General features: G+C 41.7%; 22 protein-coding genes and 1 pseudogene. 5 read left to right on the top strand and 18 right to left on the bottom strand.

Features of this window, described 5'->3' with window-relative positions; translation table 11 throughout:
• Positions 1 to 20 precede the first annotated feature (20 nt).
• The 3 genes from IRB79_RS06785 to IRB79_RS06775 form a co-directional block, all read right to left on the bottom strand.
• Entirely contained in the window at positions 21 to 1,805 is a 1,785-nt protein-coding gene (locus IRB79_RS06785) for an L-lactate permease (protein WP_243507612.1), read from the bottom strand.
• Positions 1,806 to 1,987: 182 nt separating this feature from the next.
• A complete protein-coding gene (locus IRB79_RS06780) occupies positions 1,988 to 2,707 on the bottom strand; it encodes a FadR/GntR family transcriptional regulator (RefSeq protein WP_279401052.1) in 720 nt (239 codons plus the stop codon).
• A 154-nt stretch (positions 2,708 to 2,861) separates the two neighbouring features.
• Positions 2,862 to 3,800 carry a DUF1835 domain-containing protein gene (locus IRB79_RS06775; RefSeq protein WP_243507610.1) on the bottom strand — a complete coding sequence of 313 codons (939 nt, stop codon included), beginning with the start codon at positions 3,798 to 3,800 and terminating at the stop codon, positions 2,862 to 2,864.
• Positions 3,801 to 4,072: 272 nt separating this feature from the next.
• Between IRB79_RS06775 and IRB79_RS06770 the strand changes: the two genes are divergently transcribed.
• The 4 genes from IRB79_RS06770 (at position 4,073) to IRB79_RS06755 (ending at position 5,915) form a co-directional block, all read left to right on the top strand.
• A complete protein-coding gene (locus IRB79_RS06770) occupies positions 4,073 to 4,549 on the top strand; it encodes a glutathione peroxidase (protein ID WP_009335774.1) in 477 nt (158 codons plus the stop codon).
• A gap of 25 nt (positions 4,550 to 4,574) precedes the next feature.
• Positions 4,575 to 5,015: a MarR family winged helix-turn-helix transcriptional regulator gene (locus IRB79_RS06765; RefSeq protein ID WP_243507608.1), complete on the top strand. Its 441-nt coding sequence runs from the start codon at positions 4,575 to 4,577 to the stop codon at positions 5,013 to 5,015.
• A gap of 87 nt (positions 5,016 to 5,102) precedes the next feature.
• Positions 5,103 to 5,405, top strand: a complete 303-nt coding sequence (locus IRB79_RS06760) for a DUF5634 family protein (protein WP_243507606.1) — start codon at positions 5,103 to 5,105, stop codon at positions 5,403 to 5,405.
• A 93-nt stretch (positions 5,406 to 5,498) separates the two neighbouring features.
• Positions 5,499 to 5,915 (top strand): VOC family protein, encoded by a 417-nt coding sequence (locus tag IRB79_RS06755; RefSeq protein ID WP_243507604.1) that lies wholly within the window; start codon positions 5,499 to 5,501, stop codon positions 5,913 to 5,915.
• Between the two features lie 38 nt (positions 5,916 to 5,953).
• Here the strand turns inward: IRB79_RS06755 and IRB79_RS06750 are convergent, their stop codons facing one another.
• The 8 genes from IRB79_RS06750 to IRB79_RS06715 all read right to left on the bottom strand — a co-directional run bounded on the left by IRB79_RS06750 (position 5,954) and on the right by IRB79_RS06715 (position 12,717).
• Positions 5,954 to 6,706 carry an AAA family ATPase gene (locus tag IRB79_RS06750; RefSeq protein WP_243507603.1) on the bottom strand — a complete coding sequence of 251 codons (753 nt, stop codon included), beginning with the start codon at positions 6,704 to 6,706 and terminating at the stop codon, positions 5,954 to 5,956.
• A gap of 29 nt (positions 6,707 to 6,735) precedes the next feature.
• Positions 6,736 to 7,569, bottom strand: a complete 834-nt coding sequence (locus IRB79_RS06745) for an SPL family radical SAM protein (protein WP_431833413.1) — start codon at positions 7,567 to 7,569, stop codon at positions 6,736 to 6,738.
• Between the two features lie 98 nt (positions 7,570 to 7,667).
• Entirely contained in the window at positions 7,668 to 8,021 is a 354-nt protein-coding gene (locus IRB79_RS06740) for a VOC family protein (RefSeq protein WP_243507601.1), read from the bottom strand.
• Positions 8,022 to 8,146: 125 nt separating this feature from the next.
• Positions 8,147 to 9,613, bottom strand: coding sequence for a protein adenylyltransferase SelO (locus IRB79_RS06735; protein ID WP_243509276.1), 1,467 nt, complete (start codon positions 9,611 to 9,613; stop codon positions 8,147 to 8,149).
• A gap of 155 nt (positions 9,614 to 9,768) precedes the next feature.
• Positions 9,769 to 9,927 (bottom strand): DUF1540 domain-containing protein, encoded by a 159-nt coding sequence (locus IRB79_RS06730; RefSeq protein WP_243507599.1) that lies wholly within the window; start codon positions 9,925 to 9,927, stop codon positions 9,769 to 9,771.
• A 202-nt stretch (positions 9,928 to 10,129) separates the two neighbouring features.
• The gene (locus IRB79_RS06725) at positions 10,130 to 11,098 is read right to left on the bottom strand and encodes a tRNA dihydrouridine synthase (protein WP_243507597.1); all 969 of its coding nucleotides are present in this window, start codon (positions 11,096 to 11,098) and stop codon (positions 10,130 to 10,132) included.
• 88 nt (positions 11,099 to 11,186) lie between these two features.
• A complete protein-coding gene (locus tag IRB79_RS06720; protein WP_243507594.1) occupies positions 11,187 to 11,426 on the bottom strand; it encodes a hypothetical protein in 240 nt (79 codons plus the stop codon).
• 799 nt (positions 11,427 to 12,225) lie between these two features.
• The gene (locus IRB79_RS06715; protein WP_243507592.1) at positions 12,226 to 12,717 is read right to left on the bottom strand and encodes a hypothetical protein; all 492 of its coding nucleotides are present in this window, start codon (positions 12,715 to 12,717) and stop codon (positions 12,226 to 12,228) included.
• A gap of 285 nt (positions 12,718 to 13,002) precedes the next feature.
• Here IRB79_RS06715 and IRB79_RS06710 point away from each other — a divergent pair.
• Positions 13,003 to 13,674, top strand: a pseudogene (locus IRB79_RS06710) (DUF3885 domain-containing protein).
• A 209-nt stretch (positions 13,675 to 13,883) separates the two neighbouring features.
• Here IRB79_RS06710 and IRB79_RS06700 read toward each other — a convergent pair.
• The 7 genes from IRB79_RS06700 to ggt all read right to left on the bottom strand — a co-directional run bounded on the left by IRB79_RS06700 (position 13,884) and on the right by ggt (position 21,496).
• The gene (locus IRB79_RS06700; RefSeq protein ID WP_243507588.1) at positions 13,884 to 14,081 is read right to left on the bottom strand and encodes a hypothetical protein; all 198 of its coding nucleotides are present in this window, start codon (positions 14,079 to 14,081) and stop codon (positions 13,884 to 13,886) included.
• Positions 14,082 to 14,128: 47 nt separating this feature from the next.
• Entirely contained in the window at positions 14,129 to 15,508 is a 1,380-nt protein-coding gene (gene rlmD, locus IRB79_RS06695; protein ID WP_243507587.1) for a 23S rRNA (uracil(1939)-C(5))-methyltransferase RlmD, read from the bottom strand.
• A gap of 19 nt (positions 15,509 to 15,527) precedes the next feature.
• Entirely contained in the window at positions 15,528 to 16,409 is an 882-nt protein-coding gene (locus IRB79_RS06690; RefSeq protein WP_243507585.1) for a DNA-3-methyladenine glycosylase family protein, read from the bottom strand.
• 192 nt (positions 16,410 to 16,601) lie between these two features.
• Positions 16,602 to 17,393, bottom strand: coding sequence for a delta-lactam-biosynthetic de-N-acetylase (pdaA, locus tag IRB79_RS06685; protein ID WP_243507583.1), 792 nt, complete (start codon positions 17,391 to 17,393; stop codon positions 16,602 to 16,604).
• 298 nt (positions 17,394 to 17,691) lie between these two features.
• A complete protein-coding gene (locus IRB79_RS06680) occupies positions 17,692 to 19,245 on the bottom strand; it encodes a fumarate hydratase (protein WP_279401051.1) in 1,554 nt (517 codons plus the stop codon).
• Positions 19,246 to 19,422: 177 nt separating this feature from the next.
• Positions 19,423 to 19,605, bottom strand: a complete 183-nt coding sequence (locus IRB79_RS06675; RefSeq protein ID WP_009335760.1) for an SE1561 family protein — start codon at positions 19,603 to 19,605, stop codon at positions 19,423 to 19,425.
• Between the two features lie 184 nt (positions 19,606 to 19,789).
• On the bottom strand, positions 19,790 to 21,496 hold the full coding sequence (gene ggt, locus IRB79_RS06670; protein WP_243507581.1) for a gamma-glutamyltransferase: 1,707 nt from the start codon (positions 21,494 to 21,496) through the stop codon (positions 19,790 to 19,792).
• Positions 21,497 to 21,591: the final 95 nt, after the last annotated feature.

Below are 21,591 nucleotides of genomic sequence, written 5' to 3'. Positions count from 1 at the left end.
CCTCAATGGAGCTTGCACCATTATGCTGACTTTTTCAGCCTTTTATCTTCCATTCTGTTCTGTTTCTGGCCTTTGGCAATAAAAACTGCAATGAATACTGCCACTGCGGCCAGGATAAGCGTTCCAATATTCATGCCAATTCCATTGATGGCCACATACCCGATTCCGCCTGCAAAAATAACATAGAAAGTCATTGGGATAAGCGTTTTTCGTATTAAGCTTCCTTCCCTTCCTATTAACCCGGCAGAAGATGAAGCGGCAACAACATTATGGACACAAATCATGTTACCCGCTGCCCCGCCGACAGCCTGCAAGGCAACAATGGTGGCGGGAGAAGCAAGGATATTATCAGCTACTCCGAATTGAAACAAAGAGAACATCATGTTGCTTACTGTATTGCTTCCTGCAGCAAATGCTCCAATCGCACCGATTGTTGGCGCCGCAAGTGGCCAATAGCTCCCGAATATATTGGAGATTCCCTCTGCCAATGCCAGTGGCATGCTAGTAAAATCGGCTGCATTGATTCCTGAGTTGATAAATACCTGGACCATTGGGACCGCAAATACCAGAGCAGCCATTGCACTGACAATCGTTTTAAAAGAGTCTTTTACTGCCCGTCCGTAATCTCTCACATTCATTTTAAAAATAAAGATTGAAAGCAAGGATACAACAATAAAAATGACACCAGGAAGATTTAGCGGCTTGGATTCAATTGTTATAGCCGTCCCGAAAACGCTCTCAAATTTCAGGACAAAGGCTTGAAGCCAGGCCGAGAACGGCAAGTATTGCACACGTGTTAAAACTAATAGAACAGCAACCAGCAGGTATGGCAGCCAGGCAGCCAGAAATGATACTTGTTTCTTTGGTTTGTCTGCCACGTCCACATCAAGTGAGCCCGTCCATGAAGGATTCCAATGGCTTTTTTCTTCGAAGTCCCATGCTTTTGCAGGGGTAAATAAACCTTTTTTAGCGGCTGGCACCACAATCGCCAGGCCGATTAAACCGCCAATCAAAGATGGAAATTCAGGACCCAGTAAATTGGCAACTAAAGCATATGGGACTGTAAAGGCCAAACCTGCAAAAACGGCAAACTTCCAAATGGCCAGCCCTTCTGCAATTGATTTATTTTTTCCGAAGAAGTAAGTCAGCATTGTTACCATAAATAATGGAATAAATATGCCGATGACACCATGAATCAGGGCAACCTGTCCTCCGATTGCATTTATGTAGGCATCAAATGTCGTGCCTTGCTCAGCAATATAGCTTTGAACAAGAGGCGAATCCTTCAGCCCTGAATGGACCCCGATTAATATCGGTGTTCCTACAGCCCCATAGGAAACGGGTGTGGATTGCAGAATAAGCGCGACCATAACTGCACCCATTGCCGGAAAGCCAATCGCAACTAAAAGAGGGCCAACTATAGTGGCTGGAGCACCCCAGCCAGCTGCCCCTTCCAGGAAAGATCCGAATAACCAGCAAACGATAATCGTTTGGACACGGCGGTCAGGGGAAATGCTCATAAAACCTTTACGAATGGTAAAAATAACACCGCTTGCTTTCAGTGTGTTCAGCAGCAGGATCGCACCAAATACAATCACTCCCACTTCAAGCGCCGTGACAACCCCTTTTACAATGGCTGCAGCTATTTGATTTCCCGGAACTTTCCAAATGAACATGGCCATAAGGATGGTCAGAATTAGAGAAACCGGCATAGCCCTCTTAGCTGGCCAACGTAATATAACTAAAAATAGAAAGACTGAAACAATAGGCAATGTAGCAATTATAGCTAATGAACCAATACTCAAATTTCATTTCCCCTTTCATGATGAAGGATTACTTCACTTGTGAAATTAATCCTATTAACAGGTCATCTGATGACTTTAGTATATTAAACAGTATAAATAAAACGTTTTCATATCTCAATAGAATATTTCGAATAATTTGCAGAATTAAACCCAATCGTAAGAATTACGATTGGGCACTTCCATTACATTTCAATTTCCTGAAAGTATTCCATTAATACTTCTTCCACACTTTGAAGATGCTGAAGCAATAGTTTTTGTGCTCTTGCACCATTCCTTTGCTCAATTGCCTCATAAATGCTGGCATGCTCAAGGGTCAGCCGGCCAAGTGTGGATTTTTCCGAATAAAGCCATAGCCTGCGGGTTTCACGCATGGTTGTGACCATCATTTCCGAAACATTGTTCATGAGGCTGATCAGCAAATCATTTTGGGATGCTCTTGCGATGGCCATATGAAAACGAAAGTCAGCTTCTTCACCCAGTTCTTCATCATTAGCATTTTTCATTTGCTCCAATGCTTCTTTGATTTCGGCAAGATGCTCTTCCGTCCGCCTTGACGCAGCGGCTTCAACTGCTCCTACTTCAAGAATTCTGCGAACCTCAAGCAAATTTTTCACATCGTCTTTTTTCATTAAGACAGCTATTTGCACAGGAAACTTAAGCATATTTGAATTGAATTCACGGACATAGGTACCTTCCCCCTGATGCATTTCAACCAGGCCCATAGCCCGCAATGCACTTAGGGCCTCCCGTACCGCCGAACGGCCAACCTGAAAGTTCTCAGCCAGCTGTTGGACAGAATCGAGCTTATCACCCGGCTTCAGATCACCAGCTTTTATCATATCCATAATGGCTTCAGCCAATTCTTCATATATTTTGCGCGGTTTAATACGTCTATAATTCAATCATGTTCACCCCATTATGTATCTACCTATGATTTTATAGTAATATGTGCGGTGAGACAAACGCTAATTTGTAAGCGGTTAATCCATAAAATAAGGAGGAGGCTATCCTTCCTGCTCCTTCCTGCGTACATTAGGCTTCAGCATAAATCATATACTAAAGTTTCAGCAAATAATCTGATGACGGACGGTCTCCGTTTTTGGTTTTTAATCCTTTTAGCTTAATGCTATAATACCTCATACTTTTCGGAATTCCCTTTATGGCAAAAATTCCGTTATAAATTAAGGATCTTACTCTATACTCGGCAAAGCCATCACCAATTGGCTCATCCAGATGCCCAATCACTTCACCAATTAATCTGGCTGATTTTATAAAACCTTTATTGCTTTTATGAAGCTTTTTGGCTGACTCGATGATATATTCATCAAAATAACTCTCTGGTACACTATGTATTTCATTATCTTCCCATATACGCAATACTTCCTTTGTCTTTGAGAGTGCCTGCCAATCAGATACAAAACTGTTTCTTTCTTCAGGTGATAAAGGACTTCCTATGTTTTTTTCTAATATCACCTTCAGCTTCTCTGGATCTGCTTCACCTGAGTGCCTTAAAATGGATTGATGCTTTTTCGCAGGGAAAAGCTCCTTATATGACTGAGCAGTATTAATAACATGCACATTATTTTCTTTGTTTCTTAATAAGTGAAGGAAATACCGCAAACCCGTTTGTTCGTCTGCGTTGTCAGCTGTCCAAATAACGATCGGTTTTCCCGCAGGAATTGCATCTATCTCTTCAAGTGCTTTGGCTATTTTTCTTTCATATCTCATTTCCAGGTAATCTTCATGCATATTAATGTGATCCATCAGCCATTCTAATCGCTTTTTTCTGCCCACTTCTTCATGCGGCTTGCAGAGAGGCCCATTGCTAAAGAAATCAGGAAAGCCAATCACCTTATTTTCTTTACTCAGCCCTACCTTTAAAGCTCCTGCCGGTGATTCTCCGCACACGATGTGGTATGTTTCATATTCCCACTCCAATTTTCTTTTTTTGAGAATAAAAGAGTATCCTTTTTTGAATATCATTAAGCAGTTCAAGTATCTCTTCCTGAGAATCAGTGCTATTTTTCAATAAGTGGACCCGAAGCAATATGTGGAATAAATAGCTCTTCGCTCCCCTCTCCGGGAGTTTCTCAATTGCTTCCCGCATTTCGTCCAACATCATGATCACCCTTTGTAAATGAATTGGAAATCTATCATTCCTACGAATGAACTTTAATGTTAGTTTCACAAAAAGCTGATTTGTTTGCAAATGGAATTTAGATCGTTTAAAATTAAATCGTACACGATTAAAAATAGGAGGTATCCTTATGACAACGGTTTATGATTTTGAAGTCAAAAAAACAAATGGTGAATTGAAATCTCTGAAAGAATATGAAGGCAAACCTCTGATTATTGTAAACACAGCAAGCAAATGCGGATTAACGCCACAATTCAAAGGACTGCAGGAGCTTTATGAAAAGTATAAAGACAGCGGAGTTGAAATTCTTGGGTTTCCTTGTGATCAGTTCAATAACCAGGAATTTGATAATATTGAGGAAACCACTGAGTTCTGCCAGCTTAATTATGGTGTATCCTTTCCGATCTTCGCTAAAATTGATGTAAATGGTGACAATACTGACCCATTATTTGCTTACCTAAAAGAACAGAAAAAGGGAATTCTTTCTAAAAACATTAAGTGGAACTTTACTAAATTCCTCGTGGACCGGAATGGCCAGGTTGTAGAACGGTATGCACCTACAACTGAACCAGGAAAAATCGAGGATGATTTGACGAAATTATTGTAATGCTAGATTAGAATCAGGTGATCATGTGAAAGACTTTTTTACACTGGACAAACAGCTATGCTTTGCTGTTTATGAAACAGCAGGCGAATTTACAAAACTGTATACAAGTGCCCTTCAGCCATTCGGCTTAACCTATCCGCAGTATCTGGTTCTTCTGGCACTTTGGGAAAAGGATGGCGTGACAGCAAAGGAGCTTGGAGAAAGACTAAATCTTGGCACGGGGACACTCACCCCTATGATTTCTAGAATGATTTCTAATGGATGGCTTCGAAAAGAGCGTTCCAAAGCTGATGAACGCAAGGTGTATATCTTCCTTGAGGAAAAAGCACGCAAGGAAAAAGAGGTTATCACCCAAAATGTCGGAGAGGCCATTCAGGCTTGCAGCATTGAGCTGGAAGAATATGAAGAACTTATGGAGCTTCTCGGAAAACTTAGATTTAAGTTAAGGAGCAGAGTACTTCGCTGATGCGGGGTACTCTTTTCACAGTTCCGTGTTTAATCCCTGCAAAAAAAGCCATATTAAGGGATAGATAATCGGAAGGGAGCATTCGTCATGGAATTTTTACCAAGAGAGCAAATTATCAGTGCATTGCAGGAGCCATTTCATTCATATTTAGACAAATATGGAATCGACGATATTGGTATTTTCGAGGAAGAAGGCCAGGACCATCACTGCTATATAGGATACACGGTGAAAAAGGCCGGGAAAACTTATCACGTACATAGTCCATTCATTAAAGATAATAATGGAGGATTAACTCCTGCAAAAACTGAGTGGACAATTGAATCGGATGAACCTGATAGCATTGACCGAAGAGGCTTCAGTAATATAGAACAAGCACTTCAGGAATTATAAAGATGTTCTGATTTTGACTTTTTGACTTTTGAACTATATTAAATTTAGAATATTTTGTCTATAATGGTATTGTATTAGGAAGGAGTGAAAGGAATGGCTGTTAATGCCTATCTTAATTTTGAGGGAAATACACGCGAAGCTATTGAATTTTATGTAAAGGCTTTTGAACTGGAAATGCCTGAGATTACAACTTTTGGTGATGCTCCGCAAAGTCCTGAATATCCACTTCCGGAGGAAGCAAAGAATTTGGTCATGCATTCAAGCCTGACTATTTGCGGGAGTAATGTTATGTTTTCAGATACTTTTCCCGGTATGCCATTTACAGTAGGAAATAACATTAATCTCGCAGTTGTCACTAATGACCTGGATAACCTGAGAAAGTATTTTAACAATCTGCAGGAAGGCGGCACAGTAACCATGGAGCTGCAGGAAACATTCTGGAGCAAGAGCTTTGGCCAGTTAACAGATAAATTCGGTATAAACTGGATGTTCAGCCACGAAAGTGAATAAGATACATAGACAATGGAGGCATGCGGCCTCCATTTTTATTATTCATCCAGCAAATGGTGAAGCATTCTATTCTTATCATCAAAGAACTGTTTCATGATGCGGTAATGATTCGTTTCCTCCACCTTCTTTTCTGAAATGCCTTCCTCGCTCAATTCATATATCGCTGCATCCGGATAGGCCATAATGATCGGAGAATGTGTGGCGATAATAAATTGTGAGTGTTCCCTGACCAAATCATGAATTCTTGTCAGCATGGACATTTGCCTCAAAGGAGAAAGTGCCGCCTCCGGCTCGTCCAGGATATAGATCCCATTGCCGCGAAACCGGTGAAGAAACGTGGAGAAAAACGCTTCTCCATGAGATTGCTCATGTAAAGAACGGCCTCCAAAGGAGTCGATTACTTTTGGTGCGCTGCCTTCCCGGTCCATTTCCTCAATATTGGACGCGACATTATAGAAACTCTCTGCTCTTAGGAAGAAGCCATCAGATGGCCTATCTATGCCTTTTATCACCTTGAGATAATCTCCCAGCACAGAATGCGAATCGAAGGTTGAAAAGTTAAAATTAAAAGATCCGCCTTCTGCATTAAATCCTAGTGCAACCGCTACTGCCTCCAGCAGGGTCGACTTTCCCATTCCATTCTCGCCGATCAGAAAGGTTACTTTCGGGTGGAAAGGCATCTCATCCATGGTTTTCAAGCTGGGAAGGCTGAAGGGATACTGATTGAAGGATGGAATATCTTCTCTTTTAAGGCGAATGCCTCTTACATATTGTGAACTTAATAAATCCATAAAAAATACCTCATATATTTTATAATCAGCTATTTGCCATCAGGGCTGAAACCAGCCTTGGATACACCTAATTGAATGGGTGCATCTTGAAATTCACGGTCCAGCATTTTAAGAACCACTTTATATGCAGATGGATTATACCATTTCTCCAAACCAAGCTCTTCAAAAATCTTGCGGATTCCAAGTCTCTCTGTCCTTCGTCCGCCGCTTCCATCCCCCATCCAAAAATCGTCAATCGTAACACGGTTTGCAATAGATTTAAGTTTTGCAGGAAATTCCCTTGAACATGGCAGTAACGGGGCTAATGTTGCTTGAGTTATAATTCCTGCATCTTTGATGTCTTTTAGTGCAGCCATTCTTGCCGGGATGGGAGGGGCCGCTGGTGCAAATGCCTTTCTGACTTCCTCTTTATCAGTCTCGATTGTCATGGAAATCCTGATTCTATCTCCATATTGCTGGAATAAATCGATATCCCTCTTCACCAACGGCGAACGGGTTTGCACATGTAAAAAGTCAGGCTGATTTTCAAGAATAACTTCCAATAAACTTCTTGTCAGTTTTGATTTATATTCAATCGGCTGGTAAGGATCAGTGGAAGAGGACATAAATAAAGCAACTTTTCCTCTTTTTTTAGCTTTAGCCAATTCTTTTTCCAAAAGCTCGGCCGCATTTGATTTTATATCAATCCACGCACCCCATTCCTCTTCACGGAAAATGGAAACAGGGAGCTCCCTTACGTAGCAATATTTACAGCCAAAAGCACAGCCCGCATAGGGGTTCAATGAATGAGTAAAGTTGTCTATTGCACCTTTGGCAGGTGTTAAGATACTTTTTGATATGATTTCTTTAAGTTGTATGTTCAAGTTAACCACCAAATCGAATGTATGTTCTGTCTTAAAAGTAACACTCTGATCTACTGATGTCAACAATAAGCACTAACTTCTCCTGCCATTAGACTCTTCTATAAATTAGAGAACTCAACTATTTCAATCTGATTTCCTGAAGGATCCTCAATAATGAAGTAACGGCCTGGAGGACATGGCTGAGGTTCTTCAAAAAGCATTTTCACACCAGCTTCTCTCATTCTGCTAAAATCACTTTCGATATTCTTTGAAAGTATCCCAGGCAATACAGTGGAGCCCATTTTTTCATCTGCGCATTCTTCCAGAACAACCGGTACATCATTATGTACGAGACTGACAATTTTATCTCCATAATGTTTCGATACTTTGAAGTCTAAAACCTCAGTGTAAAAATTCACCGCACTTTTCAAATCCCTTACTTTGATAGTGATTACACATATTTGATTCAACATGGAAATTTCCTCCTTTTTTAATCATAGAAAGTATTCTTTTCTAAAGTTAAAATTCCTGCTTAATAAAAAATGCCTGACCCGAAAACGGGGCCAGGCTTTGCCTATTTATTGTTCATTTCTTTATATTAAGTTCCGCAAAATGTTCGATATGGCATGCCTGATGGCTCTGGTAGTTTGCAGTATTCTTCCTGTTCTATTGTATAGGCATAAGGTTCCCTCACTGCTGCAAGAAGCTTTTTCATCACGCTGTAATCCCCATTGTTAACAGCTGCTTCAAGAGCTTCTTCCACTCTGTGATTTCGGGGGATGACGGATGGGTTGCTCTTCCTCATTAATTCATTCACTGCTTCTTTCGATTCCTTCTGCCTGTTCAGCCTTGCCTGCCATTGTCCATGCCAGTCCGCAAATTCCTGATCTTTAAATACTGAAGTTTCCTCTAACTTGCCCAAAGTTAATGAACGGAAGGTGTTTGTATAATCTGCTCCAGACTTCTGCATCATCTTTAGAAGGCCGGTAAAAAGGGCTTCATCCTGTGCTTCTTCATTAAAAAATCCCAGCTTTGCCCTCATCCCTGCAAGCCAATGATTTTGATATATTTTATTGTATTCGGAAATTGCAGCCTGGGCTATATTTACAGCTTCTTCCTCATTTTCATGCAGCAGGGGCAAGATGGATTCAGCAAACCTTGCCAGATTCCATCCGCCAATATAAGGCTGATTTCCATAGGCATAGCGGCCTTCTCTGTCAATAGAGCTGAACACGGTTGCTAAATCATACTTATCCATAAAGGCGCACGGACCATAATCGATGGTTTCTCCGCTTATTGCCATGTTGTCGGTGTTCATGACTCCATGGATAAAACCTGTTAGCTGCCATTTGGCAATGAGTGCAGCCTGGCGCTGGATCACTGTCTGCAAGAGAGCCCGGTAAGGATTTTCATCATCTATAATTTCAGGATAATGGCGCTGAATGGTGTAATCTGCCAGAGTTTTAAGCTCCTCAACCGGCCTCCAATTTGCCGCATATTGAAAAGTGCCCACCCGTAAATGGCTATCAGCCACTCTTGTCAGGATAGCACCTGGAAGCATGGTTTCACGGATAATGGCTTCACCTGTTGTTACGACAGCCAGACTGCGGGTAGTGGGAATTCCCAGTGCATACATGGCTTCACTGATTATGAACTCACGGAGCATTGGACCAAGAGCCGCCCGCCCATCTCCACCGCGTGAAAACGGCGTTCTGCCGGAGCCCTTAAGCTGAATATCAACCCGTTTATCCTCAGGGGTTATCTGCTCGCCGATCAGCATCGCCCGGCCATCTCCAAGCATATTAAAATGTCCAAACTGATGCCCTGCATAAGCTTGAGCAAGTGGTTCAGCTTCTTCTGGGACCCGACAGCCTGAAAGTACCTCAATGCCTGTTTCGCTTGTTAATGCATCAATGTTTAATCCCAATGTTTTCGCCAGTGGCTCGTTAAGGATCACCACTTCAGGGGATGGTACAGGGTTTGGCTTTACTTTTGAAAAGAATGTCTGCGGCAGCCGTGCATAGCTATTATCAAAATTCCATCCGGTTTCATTACTAGTCGTCATTCTATCTCCTTCCTGTCTGCATGGATTTAATGTCATTTTCATTTATTATACCCTTTCCGGAGAAACCTAGCGGGCTTTATAATCTTCTCTTTTTGTATGTAAAAAAAACCTGACGGCCGGGATCGTTTAAATCCGCGAGCAGCCAGGCCTTCTCACTATTGTTCACTATGCTCAAACGTTTTACAGGCTGTTTCCTCAACATCATCAGCTTCCCGGCCATTCTGGCCAATTACATAAATAGAATCGGCTACACATTTATCGCCTTCAGCCCAATACTTGCAGTTCTCAACGTTACATAAAACTTCTACTTCCATTCTTGGCCACCTCCTTTTGGTTTACTGATCAATACCCCTTTTTCAAGTGAATTAACCATATGGAATTTAATTCCACCAATGAGAAAATGGCTTTTGGCTGGAGAAATTTAGTCTTCTTAATTTTTCTTCATTTCCGGAGAAGTTAGGAAAAAAAAGAGGATGGGCCGCTTTCCCATCCTCCCTTTAGAATTCAGTTATTGTTTCAATCAAGTTTCTTTGACGCAAAGGCATCAAGCAATTCACGCACTTCATCTGTAGACCTTGTGTTCATCAATTGATTTCTTAGTGCACTTGCCCCTGGAAATCCTTTGACATAGATCTTGAAAAAACGATGAAGTGCCGTGAACGGCCGCAGCTCTAAATGCGAATATTGATCATGGAGATCCATATGCAATCTTAAGAGGTCCAGCAATTCCTCACTGCTATGATCTTTCTTCTCCTTTTCAAAGGCAAATGGATTATGGAATATGCCGCGCCCAATCATAACTCCATCAATACCGTATTTCTGGGCCAGCTCCAAGCCCGTCTGACGGTCAGGAATATCTCCATTGATCGTCAAAAAGGTATCCGGTGCTACCTGATCGCGAAGTTTCTTAATCTCCGGGATCAGCTCCCAATGCGCAGGCACTTTGCTCATTTCGTCCCTTGTACGCAGATGAATGGAAAGATTAGCAATGTCTTGTTCCAAAATGTGTTTCAGCCAGACCTTCCATTCGTCTACTTCCGTGAAGCCAAGCCTTGTCTTTACACTTACCGGCAAACCTCCCGCTTTGGCTGCCTGGATCAATTCAGCTGCAACTTCCGGGCGACGGATCAAGCCGCTTCCCTTCCCGTGCTGTGCCACATTGGGGACAGGACAGCCCATATTGATATCCAATCCCTTAAAGCCCATCTCCGCCATACCAATACTCATTTGCCGGAAATATTCAGGCTTATCCCCCCATATATGGGCTACAATTGGCTGTTCATCCTCTGTAAAAGTCAAACGCCCACGCACACTATTGATCCCCTCAGGGTGACAATAACTATCTGAGTTTGTAAACTCAGTAAAAAAAACATCAGGTCTGGCTGCTTCACTCACCACATGGCGAAAAACAACATCCGTCACCTCTTCCATTGGTGCCAGTATAAAAAATGGCCGCGGTAACTCACGCCAAAAATTTTCTTTCATCTTTTCATTCCAATCCTCTCATTAAGGGATACCATACTAACTCCATATCCCAAAATTAAAAAGCAGCGTATCCCTGCTTCTTTTACACTTATACCATGCTTAGGCACTTTTTATCAAACTGCCCGCAGAAGTTTAAAATTTCATACAATGACTGGAATGTGACACTTTGTCTCTTTACAATCTGGGATGGCACGCGAGGTCGCATCTCCTTAACCGGAACCTTCGGCGGAAAAGGATTTTCAAGCACCTTTCTCACAGCCTCTCCCTCCAGCCTATCTTCAAAAATGGTTCGCCAAATCTCATAATGATAATCAATGACACCATCCATTGTTTCAGCTCCCTCACCCTCTATATACAAACAAAACAGCAAAAAGGACAGGGTGAATTGAAATTTTTAAAATTTTCTGGTAAAATCTAGGCTGATACAAAACAACCTGATGCAATTCATCAGCTTTCATTGCGATAATGCCACCGGCTTACTCTTTGAACGGCGTGGAGCAGCTCCCTGCTCAAACAGCTCTTCTGATGAAACAAAAAGACCTATTACTAAAAAATCGACACCAGGCATGAAACCATTCATCAGTTGACTGAAAAAAGAGAAGCTATGTATATCATTTTGTAAGTATTCTTTGTAGACTCTATGGTATTGGTTTGCTCAGGCGGGAATGCTTCAAAGGGGTCAGTCTGACCCAGACCCAATTAAAAAGCTTTTTTCCTTTCCGGGAGAGAACCTGTTTATTGACAGCGGATGAAGCCTGCTTGAATTCTTACCGACCGGGTTCAATGATAAATTAGCGGCTATGGAAACAGGCGAGCACCATCTGGTTTTATCCTATAAGGGTGGCGGACAAGTAAAAAAATAATAAAAGATATTCTCCTGCTTTTAACCGATGCCTTTGTTTTTGCGAATGGGGTCAATTTCTTTACGATTCCGAACGGGCTTTCCGAGGGAGACATTTCGGGGATTACGATTGTACCTTCTATTTATTTGAATGGTCTCCTGGAGCGGTGAACTTCGTGCTGATTGCCGTGCTGCTGGCTTTCATTAAATTTTTTCTACTTTTATTTGGCAGAAATTACTTGAACTGACTTACCTTTTGTTTTGTAAAGACATTCATACAGAAGAATTAACGAAAATGACGTTTATATTTTTTGAAAACTTTATATGGAGAAAGTTCAGCTGCTTCATCAGGTACATAACACTTTCTATCGTGGTATGGCATTTCTAACTCTTCCCATTCAAAGTCATCTTCAGCACATTTGATAAATAAATCATATCCCTCACCATCAGAAGGAGATAATCCTAACCTTGATTCTTTATGCTTTAAAGCGACATCAATCGCTTCTCTTAGTTCGATTAAAGCTGTTCGATTAGCAATCAGGCAGGCGCTACTATGCCACATCTGTTGTCCAAATATATGGCACAAAGGTGTAGGTTCATCCTCTTCATAAAAATGATTGTTATACGCTTGGTTTAGTTGTTTGAGTACATCTTCTGAATTATAAACATCTAAATGGGTGTCCATGCCACTTTCCCAATATCTTTGTCCTCCACCCCAAAACTGCGAAACAAAGTCATCATATAAATCATTGTTTTCCACAAATAAATATTTTTCCAACGCATCTTCTAAATCCCCTATAAAATAGTAGCTATGAAGTTGTTTTTCATCCTTTTTATAAATAAAATGATAAAGAGTATCAGCGATTTTTTACTTTCTACCAATTCATAGTTGTATTTCTTTGATTTTTCGGCTTTAATACTTCATTTACAAATGGTGTCTCTGGAATATATATAGCTGTAAATAATCTTGTCTTTGACATTTTAAATATCTCCTTAATCTAAAGAACTTTAAATCAATTTTTACATAATACAAAAGTATTAACCATGGTTATCTGGAGGGAGTATGAAAAACCTTTTGTCTCAATTTATGAAAGAGCATTTTAACAATCTAACGCTAAAACCACCCCTGTTCTATTTATGGAAATATGGCATTCGCTTTGAAATTTCTATGCCATGGGTGGAACATGAAAATAAATGCAATCTTCAGCAAATCGAAGAAAGAATCAATGGTGTATTCAATAAGGTTTTTAATGATGAGGATGAAATGTTGTTAATCACTGACATTCATTGTGAGAGGAATGATAACTTTTTGCAAAAGAGACCAGCAAAGGTTTACCAAAAATATATAAGAGACAAAAAGTTAAGCGAAAGACTACAACATAAGGTGTTACCGAATGTTTTCTTAGAAGATGAAGATGGTGAAGATTATGAAGAAATGGTCACGCACCGATTTGTTCTGCCCTGTAAAAAGAGCGACATTCGTTATAAATCGCTTTTAACTGCTATTAGTTATAAGGATTTTCCACACCCATCTCAAATTTTAAAGGGATTTCCCAGAAATGGAATCGATATTTACTTTATAAATGTAACCAGAAAAATGCTTTACCATTTATATGACGACTGAGGTTGTGATGTTATATCATCAAATAAAGAGGATTTATTCCCACTTTATAAAGACCTTAATGATTGGATTTTAGATTATGACCGAGAGCAGATTGATAAGTTATTCAAATAAAGTCTATAACAAGACAGAAAATATTTTATGGGCTTGTTTCAGACTCCATCCTGAAACAAGCCTCAATGAGGAGGGGTATGCTGTTAACCGCTCCGTTTTTTTGTTGGTTTACCAATAAGCTCTCCATTTTTCTTTTTATGCATATCATTGTTGACTTATTTGCGATTAACAGCTGAACCGCCACTTGAGGCAGAAAGCCATATCCAACACTACTCAGTTTCAATAACCCTTGCCACTTCATGTCCGCATTGCTGGCATTTGCCATGTAAGACAATTCCAAATTGATGGTCTTCAATCGTAAAACTCTCAATAGCGACAACATCTTTACAATTCGTACAAAAAACATTTTTTCTAAGTTTGCTTCTAAATTCTTTAGGAATGGAGAGCCATTTTTTATTTGCATCCATATAAAACCCTCTCCCTTCGAATTTTTTTATAGTGAAACACAACCGTATTATTTGAGTTCAAGCAGCGTAACTGCTTCAACGTGCGCGGTCTGCGGAAACATATCCACAGGCTGTATGCCATTTACTTTATATTTTGACCCCAGGACCGAAATATCCTTTGCCAATGTTGATGGGTTACATGATACATAAACCACTTTCTTCGGCTGGACTTTTAAAATAGTCTTTAACAGCTGATGATCAAGTCCTGTTCTTGGCGGATCGACGATAATAACATCCGGACGCCATCCATCTTTTGTCCATTTAGGAAGCCATTCTTCTGCTTTGCCGACAACATATTGGGCATGTTTAATTCCATGGCGGGCAGCATTTTTCTTTGCATCCTCAATGGATTCCTTGATGATATCCATGCCGCGGATTTCCGCTGCCTGATCTGCTACCCATAGTCCGATCGTTCCGACGCCGCAGTATGCGTCAGCTACTTTTTCTTTGCCAGTTAAAGCCGCTGCTCTCTTGACTTCATTATAAAGTTTGACGGTCTGTTCAGGGTTCAGCTGGAAAAATGTCCGTGCAGATAGTTCAAACTGCAAATCTCCAAGTGTTTCCTGGATAAAGTCGCTTCCGTCAAGATTCATGGTTTCCTGTCCAAAAATAAGGGAGGTTTTTTCACCGTTCACATTTTGAATGATTGACTTTACCTCAGGAAGCTCGCTTTTGATTTTTTCAATAATGATCTCTTTCTTTGGAAGCTCTTTTTGAGTTGTGATCAGTACAACCTGAAGCTCTCCTGTCTGGATTCCCACCCTGGCAACGATGGTTCTCACGATGCCTTTTCGGCTTCTTTCATTATAGATTGGAATTCTCAAGTCCTGGAGAATTCGTTTCACTGTTTCTGTCGCCTTTGTTGTCTGCGGATGCTGTACCGCACAGTGCTCAATATTTATCAGGCGGTGCGAATTCATGCCATATAATCCGGCAAGCACCTTCCCGTCTTTTTGGCCAACCTGGAACTGGCTTTTATTTCTGTAGCTCCAAGGATCTTCCATTCCAATGGTTTCTTTAATATCCAGCTTCTCAGGATTCAGCTTTGTATGGCGCTCTAAAGCTTGAATGATAATATCCCGTTTCTCCTTCAGCTGCTGATCATAGCGGAGATGCTGCAGCTGGCAGCCGCCGCACTCATGATATACCGGGCATGGCGGCTGAACACGAAATTCCGATTTTTTGCGGATTTTCTTTATTTTAGCCTCAGCAAACTTTGGATTTACCTTTGTTGCTTCTGCTGTAATTTCCTCGCCAGGCAGTGCTCCTGGAACAAATACGACCTGCCTTTTAAAATATCCGACACCTTCGCCATTGATGCCAAGCCGTTTGATTGTAAGCGGAAACGTTTGCTTTAGTTTTAATTTAGCTGTTTGTTCTTGTTTCATGGTGCTTCATCACTCCAAATTACTCGATACTCCTCCACAAATAAAGAGAAGCATAGCTCAAATAAGGATCCCAGCTCTTCGAGAATGTCTCCATTTCCTCCAGAGTCGGTTTCGCTTCTAATTTAAATAGTTTTTTTAAGGCATTCTGGATGCCGATATCTGCTGCTGGAAAAAGATTTGGCCGGCCAAGCCCGAACATTAAGAAATTCTGAACAGTCCATGGTCCGACACCGCGCAATTTGATAAGTTTATCATAAATTTCTTCATCTGAAAGGTTTTTAAGCTCGTCAAAGTTTAATTTTCCCGCTGCCGTTTCTTTTGCGATGCCAATTACATATTCAGCCTTCCGTCCGCTGAACTGCAGCTCTCTTAATTCATCCAGTTTCAGTTCTGCAACTTTCTCCGGAAGCGGATAAAACCACACACCATCCTTTTCGAATCCAAATGCTTTTACAAACCGTTCTGTTAATGTGTGTGCAAAAGCAAGATTGAGCTGCTGGTGAATAATGCATTTCAATATACAGGCATATGGATCAAAGTCGAGGACAATCGGCGTTCCATAATGTGCTTCGAAAATTGGCTTTAATTCGGTGTTTTGAAAATGCATATGAATCGTTTCAAGCGGCAGATGCCATTGAAAAATTTCCGATAAGCGCTCAGCTGCTTTTTCTTTAAGAGGGCCATCCGTTCCGTAAATTAAGAATTCCGGCTTATCAGTTGTTCCAGTTGCTTTTACTTCTGCCACAACCGGTTGATGGCTGAGCAGCATCGGCACCTTTACAGACCGGCTCCCAATATCAACAGAATTAAGAGGGTCATTTGAAAGCCTGTCCAGTACAAGATCAAAATTATAAGGTCCTTCTATTTGTATCTTTTCCAAGAAGAATCCGTCCTTTATCATTTTCCCCGATTATAGCATTTTTTGCCGTTATTTTACTAAAATTGTTCGTCTATGCAAAAATAGACCCTGAAATGCTGGGTCTATTTCATGCAATTAATGAATTTCTGCAGTTTTACCGGCCAAATCTTGGATTTATCGGCCAAATGTCCAGCTTTAACGGCCTAACCACAATATTTATCGGCCAAATACCCATCAGTACAGCATCCTCTCCCCAATTGCCTGTTCCCATGTCAGATCATCAAGGCTCTTAAAGGTGTACCCGCGTTTTTTCAAATCCTGTATTGCTTTTTGGAGTGCATCGGCATTGTCCTTTGAAACAGTGTGCAATAGTAGGATACAGCCTGGATGGATCTGGCGCATAATATTGTCATAAGAATACTGCCAGCCCTTCTGCCGGTCTGTGTTCCAGTCGACAAAGGCCAGTGACCAGAAAACATGGGTGTAGCCTTCTTTTTTCGCTAAAGCCAAAGTGCGTTCACTGAAAATGCCGCGAGGGGGCCGCAAATAAGCCATCTGCTTAACACCTGTAAGCCTTTCGTTTTCAGCACGGACCATTTCGAGCTCTTTAATAAATTTCTCATCGCTCACTCTTGTCATATCGGGGTGATGCCAGGAATGATTTCCGACGATATGCCCTTCAGCCGCCATCCTCTTTACAAGATCTGGCGCGCTTTTTAAATAATGACCGGTTACAAAAAAGGCTGCTGGAACGTTTTCCTTTTTCAGAACGTCCAAAATCTGTCCTGTATAGCCGTTTTCATATCCATTATCGAATGTTAAATAAATGTCTTTTTTGCTTGTATCGCCTTTATAATAAGAACCATGTCTTTCAAGAAGGGAGTCAAGCGGCTTTCCTGCTTCGGCAGGCACCTCATTTTTTGCTTTTTTGAATCCCCAATGAATCGGCGAGTTGCCATAATTCGCATAAGCTGTTCCGGAAAAAAACAGAATAAAAACACTCAGGAAAATACTTAATTTTTTCATCTGAGCTCCTCCAATATTTTTTTCTTAGTGTTTGTGAATGGAATAAAAACATTCGCAGGGCTTATTGGCAATAAATGCAGAACAAAAGCGGAAGCGCCTTGATCAGCCCCGACAGGCATAAGACGAATCACGCAGGAAATCCTGATTTCTGGAGTGATTTGGCTTATGACCCGAGGGGCTAGGCGCTGGAGCTGGATGCAAATAATTTTTCATCAAAGTTATTCACATCGTTATATTTTATAATTTCCTAAACGACAAAAAAAGAGAGGCCGCAAACAGCCTCTCTCCCGTTCATCTATTAGAATACACGCTCTTTGAATTGAGCCAATTTCTCAAGTGAAGATTTATCTACATCCCTATGAAGACTGTTTCCATGGGAATCCATCGTCACAACTGCAGTAAAGCCTTCAACCTTCAAGTGCCACATAGCTTCCGGAATACCGAATTCCATGAGGTCCACGCCTTCAACAGACTTGATGCAGTCAGCATAATATTGTGCTGCTCCGCCGATTGCGTTTAAGTAAACACCGCCATGTTCCTGGAGTGCTGCCAGTGTTTTCGGACCCATTCCGCCTTTACCGATAACAGCACGGATGCCAAACTTTTTCATGATATCGCCCTGATAAGGCTCCTCACGAATACTTGTAGTCGGTCCAGCAGCTTTTACATGCCACTTGCCTTCTTCATCTTTCATCATGACCGGACCGCAGTGGTAAATAACCTGGCCATTAAGATCAACTGGTGCATTATGGTCCATCAAGTGGTGGTGGATGGCGTCACGGCCCGTGTACATCATACCGTTGATTTGAACTACATCACCGACCTTAAGGCTTCGGATCTGTTCTTCAGTGATCGGCGCCTGCAAAGTCACGATGTTTGTTTGCTCTGCCGTGTCTGCTGCTGCCGCTGTCTCAAGTTCGGCTTCAGAAGCACCAAAGTCGATGTGCTCACCTTCCTGGTACATCCATTCATTAATATCGCCTGTTTCCATGCTGATTGCCACGCCAAGGCGGCGGAACGCCCAGCAATTGTAGGCAACAGATACGAAGAAGCTTGCAGGAATACGGTTCATAACACCGACTTTACAGCCTAAAAGTGTTGTTTCGCCGCCGAATCCCATTGTTCCGATTCCTAACTCATTTGCATTCTCCATCACATAATCCTCGAGCTTGCGGAGGTCTTCATTAGGATTCACATCATCTACAGAACGGAACAGCTGCTCTTTCGCCAGGTCATAGCCTGAAGAGCGGTCTCCCCCGATGCCGACACCGATAAAGCCGGCGCTGCACCCCTGACCCTGCGCCTGGTATACCGAGTGCATGATGCATTTGCGGATTCCATCAAGGTCGCGCCCAGCTCGGCCAAGGCCTTCAAGTTCGCAAGGAAGGCTATATTGGATATTTTTATTTTCACAGCCACCGCCTTTAAGAATCAGGCGGGCGTCAATATAATCGTTTTCCCATTGTTCAAATTTAATGACAGGTGTCCCAAAGCCAAGGTTGTCCCCGCTGTTTGCGCCAGTTAAGGAATCAACAGAGTTCGGGCGAAGCTTTCCGTCCTTAGTTGCCTGGGCGATTGCGTTTTTGATCGCTTCCTTCATGACCAGCTGGTTAGCACCGACTGGCGTCTTGATTTTGAAAGTCGGCAATCCGGTATCCTGGCAAATCGGCGACACATTATCATCTGCCATTTTAATATTATTCGTAATGGTATCTAAGCTCATCGCCGCTCTCGTGCCAGCATTTTCTCTTTCTTTCGCTGATTTGATCGCACGGCGCACATCACGCGGAAGATTAGTGGATGTCTCAACAATCAGCTGATACATGCTTTCCTGAAATTTGTCGATATTCATTGCTTTAGTCCCCTTCCCTTTGCTCCCTATATAGCTTATATCTTTTATGAAAATTACAATTATTAATCGTCTATCATTATACTCCTATCTGATGCGTATTTAAAGACAAAGGTTGCAATCGTTTACAGGAAATTCCCAAAGCAATTTCCATAAAAAAAGAGCCCTCAGGCTCCTATTTTAATCGCGGTTATTAAATTCACGGCATTTGGATTCGAGGTCATCGATCATAGCAATTAAACGGTCGATGTCTTCGATTTCGGTGTCTTCCGGCTCAATAGCTTCCAGTACATCAAGGAACATATTTAAGCGCTGTTTTAGAAAAGTAACCTGTGAATTTTTATCTTGAATCGGACTGCCCAAAACGTTCTCTCCTTTCGTCTCGATTAAATCCTACATGAAATTTATTATTTCAGCAAATAAGTATTTTTACTTAATATACCCTTCAATTGCCTTTCTGCAACATGTAATAGTCAATAATCGTCCGTTTACTGCCTCCTATAAAAGGAATATGATTGAACCAAAGAAAAGCTGACGCCAGGCGGCATCAGCTTTTTGTTTGCTCCTCTGTAATTCCGGCTGCCTTTCCTTCACGGCTGGAGTCAGCAGCACCATATAGACGGCCTTTCTCCCGGTCGATCTGAATGGCCTGAACATTCCCGATTCGGCTTGGTTTATCTCCAAATTCAAATCCACTTGACTCCATTTCGCCTTTGGATTCCATGCTTATTCCCGGCTCCCATTCAATTAGAGGACCTGTGGTGGCAAAGATTCTAGGCTCTTCAATGGCTTCCTTTAAATTCATTTTATGATCAATGATATTCACGATCGTCTGAAAAACCGAGCCAATAATTGTCGGTCCGCCTGGAGAACCAAGAGTTAGAACGGGCTGGTCATCCTTAAATAAAATCGTCGGGCTTTTGCAGCTGACTGGCCTTTTGTCCGGTTTTGGTTCATTAATACCGCCAGGGTTGGCATCAAAGTCAGTAAGCTCATTGTTTAATAAAAATCCGTAGCCCTTTACCATAATCCCTGACCCAAATGGATGCTCAACGGTTGATGTACATGCGGCAATATTGCCCCATTGGTCGACAACCGTGAAATGAGTTGTTTCGCTTTTCTCTAAATCATCAGGCTGGCGGATAATCTTCTTTGGTTCCCCTTCTTGATATTTCCAGGGGTTACCAAAATCTATTGCATCATTTCTTCTTTTAAAATTAATGGCTTTTACCCTTTCAGCAATATAATCATCATGAAGCAGCCCTTCAATAGGAAGATCGGAAAATTCCGGATCACCTGAATAGGCAACTTTGTCCGTAAAAGCCAAACGCATGGCTTCGGTAATCAGATAGTACTTTTCCCAGGACTTTGCGTCATACTGGCTTAAATCAAACTTTTCCAGCATTTTAAGAATTTGGATAACTGTTACCCCGCCTGCACTTGGAGGAGCTGACGAAGCAATCTTATAGCCTTTATACTCGCCCCATATCGGTTCATCAATGGTAAGCCGGTAATTCTTTAGGTCCTCAAGCGTCATAAAGCCGCCTTCTTCTTTAAGAGTTTCTACAATGGCTTCAGCAATTTCCCCTTCATAAAAAGAGGCAATTCCCTCTTTTTGCAGGATCCTAAATGTCTTGGCTAAATGATCCTTGACTAACCTGTCACCTTCCTTAAGGGATTTGCCTTCTGGAAAATAAAAGGCTTTCGCTTCCTCACCCAGTCTGTAATGAAAATTCTGAAGAGCTTCCTCCATCACCCAGTTCACTTCCACACCGCTCTCAGCGGCTTCTATTGCCGGCTGAATCAGATCAGCTAATGGCTTGGAACCTTGTTCCTTAAGAGCTGTATCAAAAGCTTTTAAGATACCCGGAATGCCCACCGCTGTTCCATGTGTAGAGCGTTTGCGAAAATCGATTACTTCCCCATTGTCATCGAGGAACATTTCCGGATGCACGCCTTTTGGCGCCCTTGTGTGGCCATCATATATTTTTACATCTTTCTTTTTATTGTCGTAAACCATTAAAAATCCGCTTCCGCCAATGCCTGTCATCATTGGTTCTACTACATTTAGAGCAAATTGGATGGCTGCTGCAGCATCTACAGAATTACCGCCCTCCCGCAATATTTTTTCACCTATATCTGTGGCAACTGAATGAGGACTGACTACCATCCCCGCAGTTCCAACAGCTGTTTCTCTTTCGTGAGATTGTTTTTCCATATCCTTTGATAATGATTTCCCTCGTCTATAACCCATAAATGTAACCTCCAAAAAATGTCCTATACCTATAGTTAAGGGTTACCCCCGCCGTGTATTAATAAAACAACCATCATTAGGAAAAAGAACCAATA

It is taken from the genome of Cytobacillus oceanisediminis (genome assembly GCF_022811925.1).
Taxonomy (GTDB): domain Bacteria; phylum Bacillota; class Bacilli; order Bacillales; family Cytobacillaceae; genus Cytobacillus; species Cytobacillus oceanisediminis_D.
The sequence above is the reverse complement of the archived record's forward strand: the minus strand, read 5'-3'. Positions and strand labels throughout refer to the sequence as shown.

Bases quoted from the DNA above. Each gene is read 5' to 3' on its own strand.
- IRB79_RS06770 (WP_009335774.1), top strand. From the start codon at position 4,073: ATGACAACGGTTTATGATTTTGAAGTCAAAAAAACAAATGGTGAATTG.
- IRB79_RS06760 (WP_243507606.1), top strand. From the start codon at position 5,103: ATGGAATTTTTACCAAGAGAGCAAATTATCAGTGCATTGCAGGAGCCA.
- IRB79_RS06755 (WP_243507604.1), top strand. From the start codon at position 5,499: ATGGCTGTTAATGCCTATCTTAATTTTGAGGGAAATACACGCGAAGCT.
- IRB79_RS06750 (WP_243507603.1), bottom strand. From the start codon at position 6,706: ATGGATTTATTAAGTTCACAATATGTAAGAGGCATTCGCCTTAAAAGA.
- IRB79_RS06740 (WP_243507601.1), bottom strand. From the start codon at position 8,021: ATGTTGAATCAAATATGTGTAATCACTATCAAAGTAAGGGATTTGAAA.
- IRB79_RS06735 (WP_243509276.1), bottom strand. From the start codon at position 9,613: ATGACGACTAGTAATGAAACCGGATGGAATTTTGATAATAGCTATGCA.
- IRB79_RS06730 (WP_243507599.1), bottom strand. From the start codon at position 9,927: ATGGAAGTAGAAGTTTTATGTAACGTTGAGAACTGCAAGTATTGGGCT.
- IRB79_RS06725 (WP_243507597.1), bottom strand. From the start codon at position 11,098: ATGAAAGAAAATTTTTGGCGTGAGTTACCGCGGCCATTTTTTATACTG.
- IRB79_RS06720 (WP_243507594.1), bottom strand. From the start codon at position 11,426: ATGGATGGTGTCATTGATTATCATTATGAGATTTGGCGAACCATTTTT.
- IRB79_RS06700 (WP_243507588.1), bottom strand. From the start codon at position 14,081: ATGGATGCAAATAAAAAATGGCTCTCCATTCCTAAAGAATTTAGAAGC.
- rlmD (WP_243507587.1), bottom strand. From the start codon at position 15,508: ATGAAACAAGAACAAACAGCTAAATTAAAACTAAAGCAAACGTTTCCG.
- IRB79_RS06690 (WP_243507585.1), bottom strand. From the start codon at position 16,409: ATGATAAAGGACGGATTCTTCTTGGAAAAGATACAAATAGAAGGACCT.
- pdaA (WP_243507583.1), bottom strand. From the start codon at position 17,393: ATGAAAAAATTAAGTATTTTCCTGAGTGTTTTTATTCTGTTTTTTTCC.
- IRB79_RS06680 (WP_279401051.1), bottom strand. From the start codon at position 19,245: ATGAATATCGACAAATTTCAGGAAAGCATGTATCAGCTGATTGTTGAG.
- ggt (WP_243507581.1), bottom strand. From the start codon at position 21,496: ATGGGTTATAGACGAGGGAAATCATTATCAAAGGATATGGAAAAACAA.